13 protein-coding genes and 1 other RNA gene are annotated in these 15,312 nt (G+C 68.7%); 12 read left to right on the top strand and 2 right to left on the bottom strand.

Features of this window, described 5'->3' with window-relative positions; translation table 11 throughout:
- Positions 1-45 precede the first annotated feature (45 nt).
- Together AAFN88_RS07400 and AAFN88_RS07395 are read right to left on the bottom strand one after the other, a co-directional pair.
- Positions 46-645, bottom strand: a complete 600-nt coding sequence (locus AAFN88_RS07400; protein ID WP_347519468.1) for a glutathione S-transferase N-terminal domain-containing protein — start codon at positions 643-645, stop codon at positions 46-48.
- 151 nt (positions 646-796) lie between these two features.
- Positions 797-2,188, bottom strand: a complete 1,392-nt coding sequence (locus AAFN88_RS07395) for a methyl-accepting chemotaxis protein (RefSeq protein ID WP_347519466.1) — start codon at positions 2,186-2,188, stop codon at positions 797-799.
- A 201-nt stretch (positions 2,189-2,389) separates the two neighbouring features.
- Here AAFN88_RS07395 and AAFN88_RS07390 point away from each other — a divergent pair, with 201 nt between their 5' ends.
- The 12 genes from AAFN88_RS07390 to AAFN88_RS07335 all read left to right on the top strand — a co-directional run bounded on the left by AAFN88_RS07390 (position 2,390) and on the right by AAFN88_RS07335 (position 15,300).
- Entirely contained in the window at positions 2,390-3,136 is a 747-nt protein-coding gene (locus tag AAFN88_RS07390) for a DUF3750 domain-containing protein (RefSeq protein WP_347521648.1), read from the top strand.
- 119 nt (positions 3,137-3,255) lie between these two features.
- Positions 3,256-3,987: a TerB family tellurite resistance protein gene (locus AAFN88_RS07385; RefSeq protein WP_347519464.1), complete on the top strand. Its 732-nt coding sequence runs from the start codon at positions 3,256-3,258 to the stop codon at positions 3,985-3,987.
- A 271-nt stretch (positions 3,988-4,258) separates the two neighbouring features.
- Positions 4,259-6,133: an ATP-binding cassette domain-containing protein gene (locus tag AAFN88_RS07380; protein ID WP_347519462.1), complete on the top strand. Its 1,875-nt coding sequence runs from the start codon at positions 4,259-4,261 to the stop codon at positions 6,131-6,133.
- The gene (locus AAFN88_RS07375) at positions 6,130-7,053 is read left to right on the top strand and encodes an EamA family transporter (RefSeq protein ID WP_347519460.1); all 924 of its coding nucleotides are present in this window, start codon (positions 6,130-6,132) and stop codon (positions 7,051-7,053) included. The genes AAFN88_RS07380 and AAFN88_RS07375 overlap by 4 nt, the downstream gene beginning before the upstream one ends.
- 59 nt (positions 7,054-7,112) lie before the next feature.
- Positions 7,113-7,802, top strand: coding sequence for an N-acetylmuramoyl-L-alanine amidase (locus AAFN88_RS07370; RefSeq protein ID WP_347519459.1), 690 nt, complete (start codon positions 7,113-7,115; stop codon positions 7,800-7,802).
- A 29-nt stretch (positions 7,803-7,831) separates the two neighbouring features.
- Positions 7,832-8,235, top strand: an RNA gene (gene rnpB, locus AAFN88_RS07365) — RNase P RNA component class A.
- Between the two features lie 405 nt (positions 8,236-8,640).
- Positions 8,641-9,117: a division/cell wall cluster transcriptional repressor MraZ gene (locus AAFN88_RS07360; protein ID WP_347519457.1), complete on the top strand. Its 477-nt coding sequence runs from the start codon at positions 8,641-8,643 to the stop codon at positions 9,115-9,117.
- Entirely contained in the window at positions 9,114-10,139 is a 1,026-nt protein-coding gene (rsmH, locus tag AAFN88_RS07355; RefSeq protein WP_347519456.1) for a 16S rRNA (cytosine(1402)-N(4))-methyltransferase RsmH, read from the top strand. Before AAFN88_RS07360 ends, rsmH begins: the two co-directional genes overlap by 4 nt.
- Entirely contained in the window at positions 10,136-10,543 is a 408-nt protein-coding gene (locus tag AAFN88_RS07350) for a hypothetical protein (protein ID WP_347519454.1), read from the top strand. The genes rsmH and AAFN88_RS07350 overlap by 4 nt, the downstream gene beginning before the upstream one ends.
- A complete protein-coding gene (locus AAFN88_RS07345) occupies positions 10,540-12,339 on the top strand; it encodes a penicillin-binding protein 2 (RefSeq protein ID WP_347519453.1) in 1,800 nt (599 codons plus the stop codon). The genes AAFN88_RS07350 and AAFN88_RS07345 overlap by 4 nt, the downstream gene beginning before the upstream one ends.
- Complete coding sequence (locus AAFN88_RS07340; RefSeq protein ID WP_347519451.1) at positions 12,326-13,825, top strand: UDP-N-acetylmuramoyl-L-alanyl-D-glutamate--2,6-diaminopimelate ligase; 1,500 nt, start codon at positions 12,326-12,328, stop codon at positions 13,823-13,825. The genes AAFN88_RS07345 and AAFN88_RS07340 overlap by 14 nt, the downstream gene beginning before the upstream one ends.
- Positions 13,825-15,300: a UDP-N-acetylmuramoylalanyl-D-glutamyl-2,6-diaminopimelate--D-alanyl-D-alanine ligase gene (locus AAFN88_RS07335; RefSeq protein WP_347519449.1), complete on the top strand. Its 1,476-nt coding sequence runs from the start codon at positions 13,825-13,827 to the stop codon at positions 15,298-15,300. The genes AAFN88_RS07340 and AAFN88_RS07335 overlap by 1 nt, the downstream gene beginning before the upstream one ends.
- The last annotated feature ends 12 nt before the right edge of the window (positions 15,301-15,312 follow it).

The raw sequence follows: 15,312 nt of genomic DNA, 5'->3' as shown, positions 1-15,312 counted from the left end.
GGAATTGTAAGGAGCGATTTCCCGCTTTCCACCTCGTTGTGGGTCCTAGGCCGGGACGGTTTCCTGCATGGAGGGGCGGGCGTTGAACTCCTCGAACCAGGCCGCCAGCGCGTCATGGCCGTCGCGCCACTTCAGGTCGTCATGACGCAGGTCCAGGTAGGCCAGCCCGGCGCCGCAGGCGATGTGCCCCATGGTGACCTCGCCCGGCAAGCCCTTCAGGTGATCCATCATATGGCCGAGGCTGCGCCGGATCGCGGCGCGATAGCGGTCGACCACCTCCGGCGAGCGCTGCCCTTCGGGGCGGCGCGCCTCCATCGTCGCATAGTAGGCCGCGTCTGTGACGCCCTGGCCCAGCGCGGCGGCCACCAGCACCTTGAAACGGGCGGCGCCGGCCGCCGGGATCAGCGCCGGCGCCGAGCCGACACCATCCAGGTACTCGGCGATGACCGGACTGTCGAAAATGGCGGTGCCGTCGTCGAGAATAAGCGCGGGAACCTTGCCCAGAGGATTCCTGCGCTGCAGCTCCGGCGGATCCGTCATGGGATTGCAGGCGACCTCTTCGACATCCGCCATCAGGTCACGCTCGCGGGCGACCACCCGGCACTTGCGGGCATAGGGGGACGTAGGAGAGTAGAAGAGCTGCATAGCCGCCTCCGTGCGCAACGATTTTCTGTGGAAACGGCGCCATGAAGCGGCGCCGGCCAGGACAGCGGAGACCTTAAGGGATTGTGTGTGCGGGGTCGATAGGCAAGCGCAGGGCAAGAATCCTGCGTCGCTCCATCGCCTAAACGCCGCGTCAGACCTTGTAGGCCAGGCGCACGCCGCCCCAGTGCCTGCCGCCGACCACGATGGGCGCCGAGACGTCCTTCATGACCACGAACTTGCCGCCGCCCATGTCGCGGCGATAGGTCTGCAGCAGGAAGGGTTCGGTGTTCCGGCCGGCGGCCAGGCCGACGCGGTCGTCGAAGATGCGCCGGTTGCGGCAATTGGCGGCGTTCCACACGGGATCGTCGCCCTGGGGCTGCGCGAACTTCAGATTGTGGGTCGGCAGGAAACCGTTCACGTCGACGCTGGCGCAGAACACCACGCGCTCGTCGAAATCCAGCGCGGGCTCCTGGATCGGCGGCAGGACTTCGTCGGTCAGCGCCACGCAGCCGGCCATGAGCTGTTCCGGGTCGCTGCCCGGGATCGGCTTGTAGTCGCGGTCGAAGAGCTGCGCCTCGGCGATCCGGCCCTCGGCCAGGGCCTGTTCGAAGGCAGCCGAAACCTTGGCCGCCACGCCCTTCACCTGCTGGATGAAGGGGCCGTCGACGGAATTCATGGAGCTCTGCGCGGTCAGGCGGATGACCTGCTCGCTGACGCCGATCAGACGGTTCACCCTGTCGCGGGCCTCGCCCAGGGTCGTGCTGGAGACCGCGACCTCTTCGTTCATACCCTCCAGGGTGGAAACGAAGGTGCCGCACTGTTGATCGATGCGCGCCGCGCTCTCGGCGATGGCCGCGGTGTCTTCCTCGATACCCGTCACCGCCTGGCCGACGACGCTCATCACATCGCCGATGGTCTGGGTGCCGCTGCGCACCGATTCAGCCCGCCCGGTGGTCTCGTTGCCTTGATTGATCAGTTGATCGGCCTGCTCGGTCAGCCGCTTCAGGGTCTCGTCGATCTGTGCGGTCGCCTTGGATGTCTGGGTCGCCAGCTCCTTCACTTCGCCGGCCACCACGGCGAAGCCGCGTCCCGCCTCGCCGGCGCGCGCCGCTTCGATGGTGGCGTTCAACGCCAGCAGGTTGGTCTGCTTGGCAATGGCGTCGATGCCCTGGGCGACCTGGGCGACTTCGCTCAGCGCCTCCTGCAGTCCGTTGAGCTGCCCCTCGATGACGGAGACGGCCTCGACCAGGGCATGGATGTCGTTGACGGCGTTGCGCACGGTGTCTTCCGACTCGCGGACGCTGGTTGCCGTTTCCGAGGCCTTCTCGCGCGCATGGCCGGCGGCGGCGGCGATGCGGCGGTTGCTGTCGTTCACCTCGCCCGCGTTCTCCACCAGCCCGCGAAACGAATGCGCCTGCTGCTCGACCCGCGTCGAAATCTCGTCGATATTCCCGGCGACATCGACGATTTCGACTCCCAGGCCGGCGGCTTCGCGCGCCAGGCCCTCTATGATCTTCGCTTCGGAGGTCTCGTCACCCGACATTTTCAACCCATCGATCCCCAGATCCCAGACACGGCTCTCCGGCCGTTCCCATTGGGCGATAATTTGGCGAAGCAGGGTTAAGAAAGCCTTATACAGGTAAAACCCTCGGCAGATTCGCGCCACAGGAGCGCCACATTGAATGCCTAGGCTAAGTATCCCGTCCGCCACCGCTTGTTATAGGGGACCCCTGCCTTGGCCTATGTGATCGCCAACCTGTGGCGCCTGGTGTTGCTTCTCGGCGTTCTGCTCGCCGGGCCGGCCCTTGCCCTGATGACCGGCGAGGTCTCGCTGGACCGCAGCTGGTACACGGCGAGCCGCGAGAGCGCCGCCATTGTGCCGCCGGCCGCCAGCACGCCCGAGGCCGTGGTCCAGGTCTACGGCGCACGCACCTTCCACTGGCGCGGCGCCTTCGCCGTGCACACCTGGATCGCGGTGAAGGCGGAAAATGCCGACCGCTATGTGACCTACGAGGTGATCGGCTGGCGCCACTGGCGCGACGGCAGCGGCCTCACCCGCCGCGAAGGCCCGCCCGACCGCCGCTGGTTCGGCGCCGAGCCGCAGATCTATGCCGAGCTGCGCGGCGCGGCCGCGGCCCGCGCCATCCCGGAGATCGAGGCCGCGGTCGCGGCCTATCCCTACGCCGACGAATACCGCACCTGGCCGGGCCCCAATTCCAACACCTTCACCGCCAGCATCGCCCGCCAGGTGCCGGCGCTGAAGCTCGACCTGCCGCCGACGGCCGTCGGCAAGGATTACCTGCCCCCCGGCGATTTCGCCGCCCCCACGCCCAGCGGCAGCGGCTACCAGGTCTCCCTCTACGGCGTCCTGGGCGGCATGCTGGCGCTGGAGGAAGGCTTCGAGCTCAACCTGCTGGGCCTCACCTTCGGTGTCGACCCCAAGGATCTGGCCTTCAAGCTGCCCGGATTGGGGCGCGTCGGCGTGAACTAGCGGCCTGCGCGCACCGCGCAGGGCGGCTCTGCGCCGGTGCGGCTTGACGCACCCGGGGGCGGACCGTCATTCTGCCGCCGTCGACCCTTTCCTCCCTCCTTTCCGACGACAGCAACGACATGAGCGTTTGGGGCAAGATTCTCGGTGGCGCCGCCGGCTTCGCGCTGGGCGGCCCGATTGGTGCCTTGATCGGCGCCATCGCCGGCCATGCCGTCGACAAGTTGAAGGAGTCGACCGGCCCGGAGGCCAACGACGCCACCAAGCAGATCGCCTTCACCATCGGTGTGATCGTGCTGGGCGCCAAGCTGGCCAAGGCCGACGGCCGGGTGACCCGCGACGAAGTGGACGCTTTCAAGCAGGTGTTCCACATTCCTCAGGACGAGATGAGGAACGTCGGCCGGGTCTTCGACCAGGCGCGCAAGGACGCGCACGGCTTCGAGCCCTACGCGAAGCAGCTCGCCCGCATGTTCGCCGACAACCCGGCGGTGCTGGAGGAACTGCTGGGCGGCCTGTTCCACATCGCCCGCGCGGACGGCCGCGTGGCGGAGGAGGAACTGGCCTACCTGGAGCAGCTCGCCGTCATCTTCGGCTTCGACGCGCAGGACTGGGACCGTATCCGCGCGGCCAACGTCGGCGCGGAGAAAGGCGATCCCTTCCGCATTCTCGGCGTCGCCCGCGAGGCCGGCGACCAGGAGATCCGCAACGCCCACCGCAAGCTGGTGGTGGAGAACCATCCCGACCGCCTGGTCGCCCAGGGCATGCCGCAGGAGTTCGTCGACATGGCGAACGAGAAGCTGGCGGTCATCAACGCCGCCTACGACGAAATCAAGAAGCTGCGCGGCATCAAATAGGGCCTGTAGACACTTGGCTTGCGGGCTTTGGTATGAGCGAAATCGGCCCGCTGTTAGGAGCGACGACGAAGGACATGCCAAAGCATATTCGAGGAGGAGCGACGCGGCAGCGGGCCGATTTCGCCATATCCCTAGGGGACGGGGCGGATTTTGGCCTGGGCCGCGTCGAGAAAAGCTTGTGGTGGTCCACACCGCAGCGCTTTCCTCTCCTAACCCAGGCCAAAATCCGCTCCCGCCAAACCCACAACCCAAGTGCCTACAGGCCCTAACCATGGCCGTCACGCCTCCCCTTATCGCGTTGAAGGACGCGCGCCTGGCCTTTGGCGCGACCACGCTGTTCAGCGGCCTCGACCTGACCCTGGCCGCCGGCGAGCGCGCCTGCCTGGTGGGGCGCAACGGCACGGGCAAGTCGAGCCTGCTGAAGATCATCGCCGGGCTGCAGGACCTGGACGGCGGCGAACGCTTCCTGCAGCCGGGCACCAGGGTCGCCTACCTGCCGCAGGACCCGCAGTTCGACTCCGCCGAGACCATCGCCGACTATGTCACCCACGATCCCGCGGGCGGAGACGATGCCCCGCGCCACGCCGTCGACGCGGTGCTGCTGCGCCTGGAACTGGACGGCACACGCAAGCTGGGCGGCCTTTCCGGCGGCGAAGGCCGCCGCGCGGCGCTGGCCCGCTGCCTGGTCTCCGACCCCGAGGTGCTGCTGCTCGACGAGCCGACCAACCACCTGGACCTGCCGACCATCGACTGGCTGGAGAGCGAACTGAAGCGCTTCCGGGGCGCCCTGCTGGTGATCAGCCACGACCGCGCCTTCCTGGCCCATCTCACCAACACCACCTTGTGGCTCGACCGCGGCAGGCTGCAGCGCCTGGACAAGTCCTTCGCCTTCTTCGAGGACTGGGCCGAGGAACTGCGCCAGCAGGAGGCTGAGGCGCAGCACAAGCTGGAACGTCAGATCGTGCGCGAGGAGCGCTGGCTGCAGCGCGGCGTCACCGCGCGGCGCAAGCGCAACCAGGGCCGCCTCGCCCGGCTGCAGGGCCTGCGCAAGGAACGCGCCGAGTGGCTGAAGCAGACCGGCACGGCGAAGCTCGAGACCGCCAGCAGCGGACGCAGCGGCGACATGGTCATCGAGGCCGAGAACCTCTCGAAGAGCTTCGCCGGCCCGAAAGACGCAGGGAGCGGCGAAGTGGTGATCCTCAAGGACTTCTCCACCCGCATCCGCCGCGGCGATCGCCTGGGCATCATCGGGCCCAACGGCGCCGGCAAGTCGACCCTGGTGAAGATCCTCATGGGCGATCTGGCCCCGGACAGCGGCAAGCTGCGCCTCGGCGCCAACGTGGAGCCGCTCTACTTCGACCAGCGCCGCGAGAGCCTGGATCCGGAAGCGACGCTGTGGCAGGTGCTGGCCCCGGATGGCGGCGACACCATCATCGCGCGCGGCCGCCAGCGCCACGTGGTCTCCTACCTGAAGGACTTCCTCTTCGACGAAAGCCAGGCGCGCCAGCCGGTCAAGGCGCTTTCCGGCGGCGAGAAGGCGCGCCTGCTGCTGGCCCGCCTCTTCGCCAAACCCAGCAACCTGCTGGTGCTCGACGAGCCAACCAACGACCTGGACATGGAGACGCTCGACCTGCTGGAAGAGGTCCTGGACGAGTACCAGGGCACCTTGATCCTGATCAGCCACGACCGCGACTTCCTGGACCGCCTGGTGAGCTCGGTGATCGCCATGGAGGGAGGCGGCCGGACCGTGGAGGTGGCCGGCGGCTACAGCGACTACCTGCACTACAAGCGCCAGCGCGGCGAGACGGCGCGCAGCGAGGCCAAGGCCAAGGCAGCAGGGGCCAAGGCAGCAGGGGCCAAGGCAGCAGCCACCCGCCCCAAGAAAGCCGCCAAGCTGAGCTACAAGGACCAGCGCGAGTTGGACCAGCTGCCGGCGCGCATCGACAAGCTGACCGCCGAGGTGACGGCGCTGGAGGACAAGCTGGCCGACCCGCAGCTCTACGCCAAGGACCCCCGCGCCTTCGCCGAGACCACCGGGATCCTCACCGCCAGGCGCAACGAGCTTGCGGCGGCGGAGGAGCGCTGGCTGGAACTGGAAGCCGAGCGCGAGGCGCTCGAGTCGGGAAGAGGGGAACTCGCCTCTTGAGCGACGCGGGGCCCTCTCACGCGACGCCGGCGGCCGAATCTCCGCTCACCCCGCTGCACCTGCTGCTGCTCCTCGGCATCATGGTGCTGTGGGGCCTCAACTTCGCCGTCGCCAAGATCGGCCTGCAGCAGGTTCCGCCGATCTTCCTTGTGGCCTGCCGCTTCGTGCTGGTCGCCATCCTGCTGCTGCCCTTCGCCAAACGCCCTCATGGTCAGTGGGGCGCCATCTTCGCCATCGCCGTAGTCCTGGGGCTGCTGCACTTTTCTTTCATGTTCAACGGGCTGAAGACGGTCGACGCCGCCACCGCGGCCATCACCATTCAGCTTCAGGTCCCCTTCGCCTCCTTGCTGGCGGCGGTCTTCTTCAAGGACAAGCTGGGCTGGCGCCGCGCGCTGGGCATGGCCATCGCCTTCCTCGGCGTTGCCGTGATCGCCGGAGAGCCGCGCCTGGACGGCCAGTACCTGGCGCTCAGCTTCGTGCTCATCGCCTGCTTCATCTGGTCCGTCGCCAACGTGATGATCAAGCGGCTGAAGGACATCGACGGCATCACCCTCAACGCCTGGCTGGCGGCCTTCGCCACGCCGCTGCTCTTCGCTGCCTCGGCGGTCTTGGAGGACGGCCAGATCGAGGCCGTGCGCCAGGCCGATTTCTGGGCCTACTTCGCCGTGGTCTATCAGGCCCTGGCGGTGGTGGTGATCGGCTACGGCTGCTGGTACTGGCTGCTGCGGCGCTATCAGATGAACCAGGTCATGTCGGCGACCCTGCTGGTGCCGCTGTTCGGCGTGCTGTCCGGCGTCGTCTTCCTGGGCGAGGATCTGACCGTGAACCTGATCTCCGGCGGCGTCATGACCATCGCCGGGGTCGGGATCATCATCCTGCGGCGCCCCAGGACCACGGCCCCCGAAGCCGAGCGGCTCTGAGCCCGGCGGCATAAACGCGGCACCTCTCAGCTATGGCGCATCTCGGGTATAGTGTCGGCATGACGGATTCGGAAATCATCGATAGCCCTTCCCCCAACCACGACGCCCGTCCCGACGGCCAGGATGTCGACACCCTGATCCTGCACTACACCGGCATGAGGAGCGGCGAGGCGGCGCTGGAGCGGATGTGCGACCCGGACGCCAAGGTCAGCGCCCACTACTGCATCGAGGAGGACGGGCGCGTCTTCGCCCTGGTCGGCGAGGACCGCCGCGCCTGGCACGCCGGCGCCGCCTGCTGGCAGGGCGCGAGCGACATCAACGCCCGTTCCATCGGCATCGAGCTGGTCAACCCGGGCCACGAGTTCGGCTACCGCCTCTTTCCGGCGGCGCAGATGGCGGCCCTGAAGGCCCTGGCCATCGATATCCTGGCGCGCCACCCCATCCCGCCGGCGCGGGTGCTGGGCCACGCCGACGTCGCGCCGCTGCGCAAGGAGGACCCGGGCGAGCTCTTCGACTGGCGCGGCCTGGCGGGCAGCGGCATCGGGATCTGGCCGGAGGAAAGCTCGGCCGCGGTGCTGGAAAGCGCCGTCGGACAGGCGCTGAAGCGCATCGGCTACGGCTACACCGACGAGGATCTGCCCGCCGTGATCCGCGCCTTTCAGCGCCACTACCGCCAGAGCGGCATCACCGGCGCCGCCGACGCCGAGACCCGGCGCCGCATGGCCGCCCTGCTCGCCGTGATTGACTGAAATCCACCCATTTCCTACATAGAAGACCGCCAGACGGCCGGATGGCTGCCTTCGGCACCCTATAAAGGTGCCGGGGGAGGAAAGTCCGGGCTCCACGGAAACAGGGTGCCGGGTAACGCCCGGCGGGGGCGACCCCAGGGAAAGTGCCACAGAAAGCAAACCGCCGGCCCCAAGGCTTCGGCCCGGGCAGGTAAGGGTGAAAGGGTGCGGTAAGAGCGCACCGCGGCCCCGGCGACGGGGACGGCACGGCAAACCCCACCCGGAGCAAGATCAAGTAGGGACGGCCGGCGGGCCTTCGGGTCCGCCACGCGGGTTTCCGCGCCGCCGTCCGGGTCGATCGCGCGAGGCGCCGGGCAACCGGCGTCCCAGATGAATGGCCATCTATGCGGGGCAACCCGCGGGACAGAACCCGGCTTACAGGCCGTCTGGCGTTTTATTTCCCCGTTACATCTCCTGCCCGGTGCCGCAGCGGCGCGGCGCCGCGCCGTCCAGCGCACCCGCCGGGCGCCGAATTCGGCCATTCTTTTGCTTCGATCGGAACAAAGAAAGAACAATTCTTGGCACCGGATTCGATTGCGGCTTGATTGTGGTTTTTCTCGGAAGATCCACAAGGGGTGCCACAACTACATGGCAAGGCCTCGAAAAGAACACTTTAAGCTCTTGTTAACCCGCAATAATTACTTGTAGCGGCATTGACACCCATGAAATCCCATGATATCCCAAATAATCCCATTTTAGGGGTAAGCTACGGCGATTTTTGCCAGATCCCTCTTGGGGGCGCAGCGGGCGCCGGGGTGACCGGGACAGACGAGCGGGGAAGGAGCCGCGGGGGAAGCAGGTGGCGATCTTTATTGGCACCTTCGAGAACAAGGTGGACGCCAAGGGCCGGGTCTCCGTGCCCGCGCCGTTCCGCCAGGCACTCGCCGGCCTGCCCTTCCAGGGCATCGCCGCTTTCCGTTCGCATCGCGCCGATGCGGTCGAAGGCTGCGGCATGGACTTCATGGAGCAGATGATCGCCCGCGTCGGCGAGCTGGATCTCTTCTCCGCCAATTCCGACGACCTGGCGACCACTATCTTCTCGGACTCCCAGCAGCTGCCCTTCGACAGCACCGGCCGCATCCAGCTGCCGGAGAACTTCCGCCAGCACGCGGGCATTGCCGGCAAGGCGGCCTTCGTCGGCATGGGCCAACTGTTCCAGATCTGGGAGCCCGGCAAGCTGGAGGCTCACAAGGCGGCGGCGCGCGAGCGCGCCCGCGAGCAGCGCCTGACCATTCCCGCCCCGCAAGGCGGATCGGGCGGCGGAGGCGGCCGATGAGCTTCAAACCCCCTTCCACCGGCCCCACCGCCGGCGGGCACCGCCCGGTTCTCTTGAAGGAAGTGTTGGAAGCCCTGGCGCCGCGCGACGGCGCCATTTACGTTGACGGCACCTTCGGCGCCGGCGGCTACAGCCGCGCCCTCCTGGACGCCGCCGACTGCACCGTCTGGGGCATCGACCGCGATCAGAACGCCGTCGCCCGCGGCCGCGAACTGGCCGCCGGCTACGCCGGGCGCCTGCAGATCGTCGAGGGCCGCTTCGGCGACATGGCCGAACTGCTGGCCGACAAGGTGAGCCAATCCCTGGACGGCGTCGCCCTGGATCTCGGCGTCTCCTCCATGCAGCTCGACCAGCCCGAACGCGGCTTTTCCTTCCGCGCAGACGGGCCGCTGGACATGCGCATGGAAGGCGCCGGCGAGCGGCCGACCGCCGCCGATGCCGTGAATTCGCTGCCCGAGGCCGAGCTGGCCGACATTATCTATACCTATGGCGAGGAGCGCCGCGCCCGTCAGGTCGCCCGCGCCATCGCCGCCGCCCGCGCCGAGAAGCCGCTGACCCGCACCGCGGAGCTGGCCGAGCTGGTGCGCGGCGTGGTGAAAGCCCCCAAGGGAGCCAAGGGCGCGAAAGCCATCGACCCGGCGACCCGCACCTTTCAGGCGCTGCGCATCTATGTGAACGACGAACTGGGCGAGCTGCACCGCGGCCTGGAGGCCGCCGAGGCGCTGCTCGGCCCCGGCGGGCGCCTGGCCGTGGTCTCCTTCCACTCCCTGGAAGACCGCATCGTGAAGCAGTTCCTGCGCGAACGCAGCGGCCGGCAGGCCGGCGGCTCGCGCCACGCCCCGCCCAGCCCGGCGGAGGACGCCAAGGCCCCGACCTTTACCCCGCTGTTCCGCGGCACGCGCCGCGCCGGCGAGGAAGAGTGCCGCGAGAACCCGCGCGCCCGCTCCGCCCAGTTGCGCGCCGCCGAGCGCACCGCCGCCCCGGCCTGGCCCCGCGCCTATGGGGAGGCCCGCGTCGCATGAAGCGCCTCGTCATCTTCTGCTGGCTCGTCGCCGGCTCGGTCACCGCCCTCATCCTGTTTCAGATCAAGCAGGAAGTGCGCAGCCTGGAGCAGGAAATCGCCCAGACCCAGCGCCAGGTCGTCAGCGACCAGGAAGCCGTGCATGTGCTGGAAGCGGAGTGGAGCTATCTCAACAGCCCCTCGCGGATCGCGGCGCTGGCCGAGCGTCACCTGGGCATGGCGCCGATCCCGGCCGAACGCATCATCGCCTTCAACGACCTGCCGCTGCCAAGCGCGCCGGGAGAAGACGGTACTGCGCCGGAGGACGGCGACCCGCAACGGCCCTCCACGGCGACCCTCGTAAAAGCTGGCGTGAAAGCCGGGACCGAGACGCCCCTGGGCCCGACGGGAGCCTTGCGCCAATGATCCGCCGTTTCATCGCCCGGCAACTGCGCCAGCCGCTGCCGCCCGCCAGGCCGGAGAACGACCCCTACCTCCGCGCCCTGCCGAAGGCCGACCTCAGTGGCGGCCGTCCGGCCGTCGTGCGGCTCGACGGGGCCACCAAGCAGGCGCTGGAGACCGGCCGCACCCGCCTGCTGGTCGCGGCCATGAGCTTCACCCTCGCGTTCGCGCTGATCGGCGGGCGGCTGATCGACCTGGGCCTCATGGCCGAGCAGCACGAGCCCTCCCTGGCGCGCAGCCTCTCCTCCGACGCGCTGGAGACCGGCCGCGCCGACATCGTCGACCGCAACGGCATCGTGCTGGCGACGACCATGCCGACGGCCTCGCTCTACGCCAATCCGCAGCACATTCGCAACCCGGAAGGCGCCGCCGAGCGCCTGGCCGAGGTGCTGCCCGACCTCAGCCCCGCCCACCTGCGCGCCAAGCTGGCCAGCGGGCGCAGCTTCGTGTGGCTGCAGCGCAACCTGACGCCGCGCCAGCAGTACCAGGTCAACCGCCTGGGCATTCCCGGCCTCTACTTCCAGCGCGAGCAGCGCCGCTTCTACCCGCACGGCCCGCTGCTGCCCCACGTGGTCGGCTTCACCGACGTCGACAACCAGGGGCTGGCCGGCATCGAGCAATCCTTCGACGACGTGCTGCGCTCCTCGGCCCAGCCGCTGCAGCTCAGCATCGACCTGCGCGTGCAGCACGTTCTGGCCCAGGAACTGTCCGGCGCCATGGCCGAGTTCCGCGCCATCGGCGCCGCCGGCGTGGTCATGGACGCCCTTACGGGCGAAGTCGTGGCCATGGTGTCGCTGCCCACCTACGATCCCGAAAAACCGGCCGCCGCGCCCGCCGACGCGCGCTTCAACCGCGCCAGCCTGGGCATCTACGAGATGGGCTCCGTCTTCAAGCTCTTCACCACGGCCATGGCGCTGGACGAAGGCATCGTCGACCTGAACGACGGCTACGACGTGCGCCAGCCGATCCGCGTGGCGCGCTTCACGATCCGCGACTACCACCCCAAGAACCGGTGGCTTTCGATCCCGGAAATCCTGATGTACTCCAGCAACATCGGCACCGTCCACATGGCCATGGACGCCGGCACGCCGCGCCAGAGGGATTTCCTCGGCCGCCTCGGCCTGCTGCAGCCGGCCGGCGTCGAGTTGAGCGAGATCGGCCAGCCGCTGGTGCCCTCGCCCTGGCGCGAGATCAATACCATGACGATCTCCTACGGTCACGGCCTCGCGGTTTCGCCGCTGCAGTTGACCAGCGCCGTGGCCGCCATGATCAACGGCGGCACCGAAGCGCGCGCCACGCTGCTGAAGCAGGATCCCGCGCGCGCCGACAAGGGGCGGCGGGTCATCGCCGCCGCCACCTCGGAAAAGATGCGCCGTCTCATGCGCCTGGTCGTGGTCAAGGGCACCGGCCGCAAGGCCGACACCGCCGGCTACGCCGTGGGCGGCAAGACCGGCACGGCGGACAAGCCCTCCGGCGGCGGCTACGCGCGCAACTCGCGCATCGCCTCCTTCGTCGGCGCCTTTCCCATGGACGACCCGCGCTACGTGGTCTTCGCCATGGTCGACGAGCCCAAGCCGACCAAGGAGACCTTCGGCTATGCCACCGGCGGCTGGGTCGCGGCCCCGGTCGCCGGGCGCCTGATCGAGCGCATCGGCCCGCTGCTCGGCGTGGCGCCGCGCGGTGACGACAACGAATTGATCGAGCAGATGCTCGTCGACATCGAGAGCAACGCGGAAGGTCGCCAACTTGCGTCTAACTGACCTTCTGCAGGGCGAGGAAGTGGTTATGCAGCCGGCAACGGCACAGGCAGAGGTGGAGATCAGCGGCCTGACGGCGGACAGCCGGCAGGTGGGCGCGGGCTACCTCTTTGCCGCCCTGCCCGGCAGCCGCGCCGACGGCCGCGACTTCATCCCCCAAGCTCTGAAACGGGGCGCCGCCGCCGTATTGGCGCCCGAGGGAACCCGGCTGCCCGAGACCGCCCGAGACGAGGCCAGGCCGGTCGCCCTCATCACCGATGCCAATCCGCGGCGCCGGCTTGCCCTGCTCGCCGCCCGCTTTTACGGATGCCAGCCGGAGACGGTCGCCGCCGTCACCGGCACGAACGGCAAAACCTCGGTCGCAAGTTTCACCCGGCAAATCTGGCAAGCGCTGGGACATGACGCCGCCAGCCTCGGCACGCTCGGCCTGCAGCCGCCGCGCGCCGACGCTCCGGCCTCTCTCACCACGCCGGATTCGGTGGAACTGCACCGCTGCCTTGCGACGCTGGCCCGCGATCACATCGATCACGTTGTGCTGGAAGCCTCGAGCCACGGCCTAGACCAGTCTCGGCTTGATGGGGTCCGGGTCAGTGCCGCAGCCTTCACCAACCTGACGCGCGATCATCTGGACTACCACGGCACGATGGAGGCCTATCTGGCCGCCAAGCTGCGCCTCTTTACCGGGCTGCTGCAGGACGGCGGCGCCGCGGTGGTCAACATCGACGATCCGGCCGGCGCCGACGTGGTCGCCGCCTGCCGCGCGCGGGGGGTAAGGCTGATCACTTACGGCAAAGCCGAATCCGACCTGCGCCTCTTGGGCCAGGAGCCGACGGCCACGGGCCAGAAGCTCGCCATCGAGGTCTTCGGCAAGCGCTACGATGTGAGCTTGCCGGTCGCCGGCGCCTTTCAGGCGGACAATGCCCTGGCCGCCCTCGGCCTGGTGCTGGCCACCAAGGGAGAAGACTCCGCCGAGACGGATAAAGCCGTCACGGCGCTGGAGCAGGTCTCCGGCGTGCCGGGCCGGGTCGAGCTGGTCGGCGCCACGCCGGCCGGCGGCCACGTCTATGTCGACTTCGCGCACACGCCCGATGCGCTGGAGACGGTGTTGAAGGCTCTGCGCCCGCACACGGAAAATCGACTCTTCGTCATCGTCGGCTGCGGCGGCGACCGCGACCCCGGCAAGCGCCCCATGATGGGCCGTATCGCCGTGACCTTCGCCGACCGCGCCATCATCACCGACGACAACCCGCGCAGCGAGGACCCGGCTTCGATCCGTCAGCAGATGATGGACGCGGCCCCCGGTGCGCAGGAGATCGGCGATCGGGGGGCGGCCATCGCCACCGCGGTGGCCGCTTTGGGTCCGGGCGACGTACTGGTCATTGCCGGCAAGGGCCATGAGACAGGCCAGATTGTTGGGGGACAAGTCTTGCCGTTCGACGACCGGGAAATCGCCCGGACCGCAATTTCCAAGCTGGCGGGAGGCGCATGATGGCCGCCGCGACCCCCCAGCAACCCGCCGCAGCCAAAGAGGTTCTGTGGACCGCCGAGGAAGCCGCCCAGGCGACCGGCGGGCGCAACACCATGGACTGGCGGGCGACCGGAGTCTCCATCGACTCGCGCACGTTGGAGCCGGGCGATCTCTTCATCGCGCTGAAAGGGCCGACCTTCGACGGCCACGACTACGCCGGCAAGGCGATCGAGGCCGGCGCCGCCGCCTCCATGGTACACCGCCGCGCCGGCGGCGTGGACGAATCCCTGCCGTTGCTGATCGTCGACGACACCTTCGCGGCGCTGTGGCGGCTGGGCACCGCGGCGCGCGAGCGCAGCACGGCCCGGCTGATCGCCGTCACCGGCTCAGTCGGCAAGACGGGCACCAAGGAGGCTCTGCGCCTCTGCCTCACGCCCCAGGGCGTGACCGCGGCCAGCGCCGGCAGCTTCAACAATCATTGGGGCGTGCCCTTGAGCCTCATGCGCATGCAGCGCGACGCGGTTTACGGCGTCTTCGAGCTGGGCATGAACCATCCCGGCGAGATCCGCGAACTGACCGCCCTGGTGCGTCCGCAGGTCTCCATCATCACCAACATCGAACCGGCGCACATCGGCAACTTCACCTCGATCACCGAGATCGCCGACGCCAAGGCGGAAATCTTCGAGGGCATGGATGCCAACGGCACCGCCGTGTTGAACCGCGACAGCGCCCTGTTCCACCACCTCTGCACCAAGGCGGAGGACGCCGGGGTCACGCGCATCGTCTCCTTCGGCCGCCATAAGGAGGCCGACGCGCGCTTGCTCGACTGCTCGCTGCACGCCACCAGCAGCGCCGTCACCGCCAGCATCCGCGGACAGGAGATCGACTACTGCCTGGCCATGCCGGGCTCGCACTGGGTGATGAACTCCCTGGCCGTGCTGGCCGCGGTCAGCGCCGCCGGCGCCGACGTGGTCAAGGCCGCCGCCGAACTGGCCAATCTGAAGCCTTTGAAAGGCCGCGGCGAGCGCCACAGCATCGAGACGGCGTCCGGCAGCTTCACGCTGATCGACGACAGCTACAACGCCAACCCGACCTCCATGCGCGCGGCCTTCGAGGTGCTGGGCCGCGCCAGCCTGAACGACGGCGGCCGGCGCATCGCCGTCTTGGGCGACATGCTGGAACTCGGCGAGCGTTCGGCGGAGATGCACGCCGGCCTGTCCGGCCCGCTGGAGGCCGCCGGCATCGACCTGGTCTTCACCTGCGGCGGCGCCATGGCCGCGCTGCACGAGGCGCTGCCGGAGAGGCTGCGCGGCGCCCACGCCGAAACCTCCAAGGAACTGGCCGGGTCCGTCGTAGAGACGGTGCGGCCCGGCGACTCCCTGCTGGTGAAGGGTTCGCTCGGCAGCCGCATGGCCGTGATCGTCGAGGCGCTGATCGCGCTGGGCGGCGACTCCCCGCAGGCCGCGAACGGCTCCAAAAAAGCAAACGGACGGTAGGACACGACAACC

This window comes from Pelagibius sp. CAU 1746 (assembly GCF_039839785.1).
Lineage (GTDB): Bacteria > Pseudomonadota > Alphaproteobacteria > Kiloniellales > Kiloniellaceae > Pelagibius.
The sequence above is the reverse complement of the archived record's forward strand: the minus strand, read 5'-3'. Positions and strand labels throughout refer to the sequence as shown.

What these genes read in the sequence shown, in the direction of transcription:
- AAFN88_RS07370 (WP_347519459.1), top strand. Translation starts at nt 7,113, where the DNA reads ATGACGGATTCGGAAATCATCGATAGCCCTTCCCCCAACCACGACGCC.
- AAFN88_RS07380 (WP_347519462.1), top strand. Translation starts at nt 4,259, where the DNA reads ATGGCCGTCACGCCTCCCCTTATCGCGTTGAAGGACGCGCGCCTGGCC.
- AAFN88_RS07350 (WP_347519454.1), top strand. Translation starts at nt 10,136, where the DNA reads ATGAAGCGCCTCGTCATCTTCTGCTGGCTCGTCGCCGGCTCGGTCACC.
- AAFN88_RS07345 (WP_347519453.1), top strand. Translation starts at nt 10,540, where the DNA reads ATGATCCGCCGTTTCATCGCCCGGCAACTGCGCCAGCCGCTGCCGCCC.
- rsmH (WP_347519456.1), top strand. Translation starts at nt 9,114, where the DNA reads ATGAGCTTCAAACCCCCTTCCACCGGCCCCACCGCCGGCGGGCACCGC.
- AAFN88_RS07400 (WP_347519468.1), bottom strand. Translation starts at nt 645, where the DNA reads ATGCAGCTCTTCTACTCTCCTACGTCCCCCTATGCCCGCAAGTGCCGG.
- AAFN88_RS07395 (WP_347519466.1), bottom strand. Translation starts at nt 2,188, where the DNA reads ATGTCGGGTGACGAGACCTCCGAAGCGAAGATCATAGAGGGCCTGGCG.
- AAFN88_RS07335 (WP_347519449.1), top strand. Translation starts at nt 13,825, where the DNA reads ATGGCCGCCGCGACCCCCCAGCAACCCGCCGCAGCCAAAGAGGTTCTG.
- AAFN88_RS07385 (WP_347519464.1), top strand. Translation starts at nt 3,256, where the DNA reads ATGAGCGTTTGGGGCAAGATTCTCGGTGGCGCCGCCGGCTTCGCGCTG.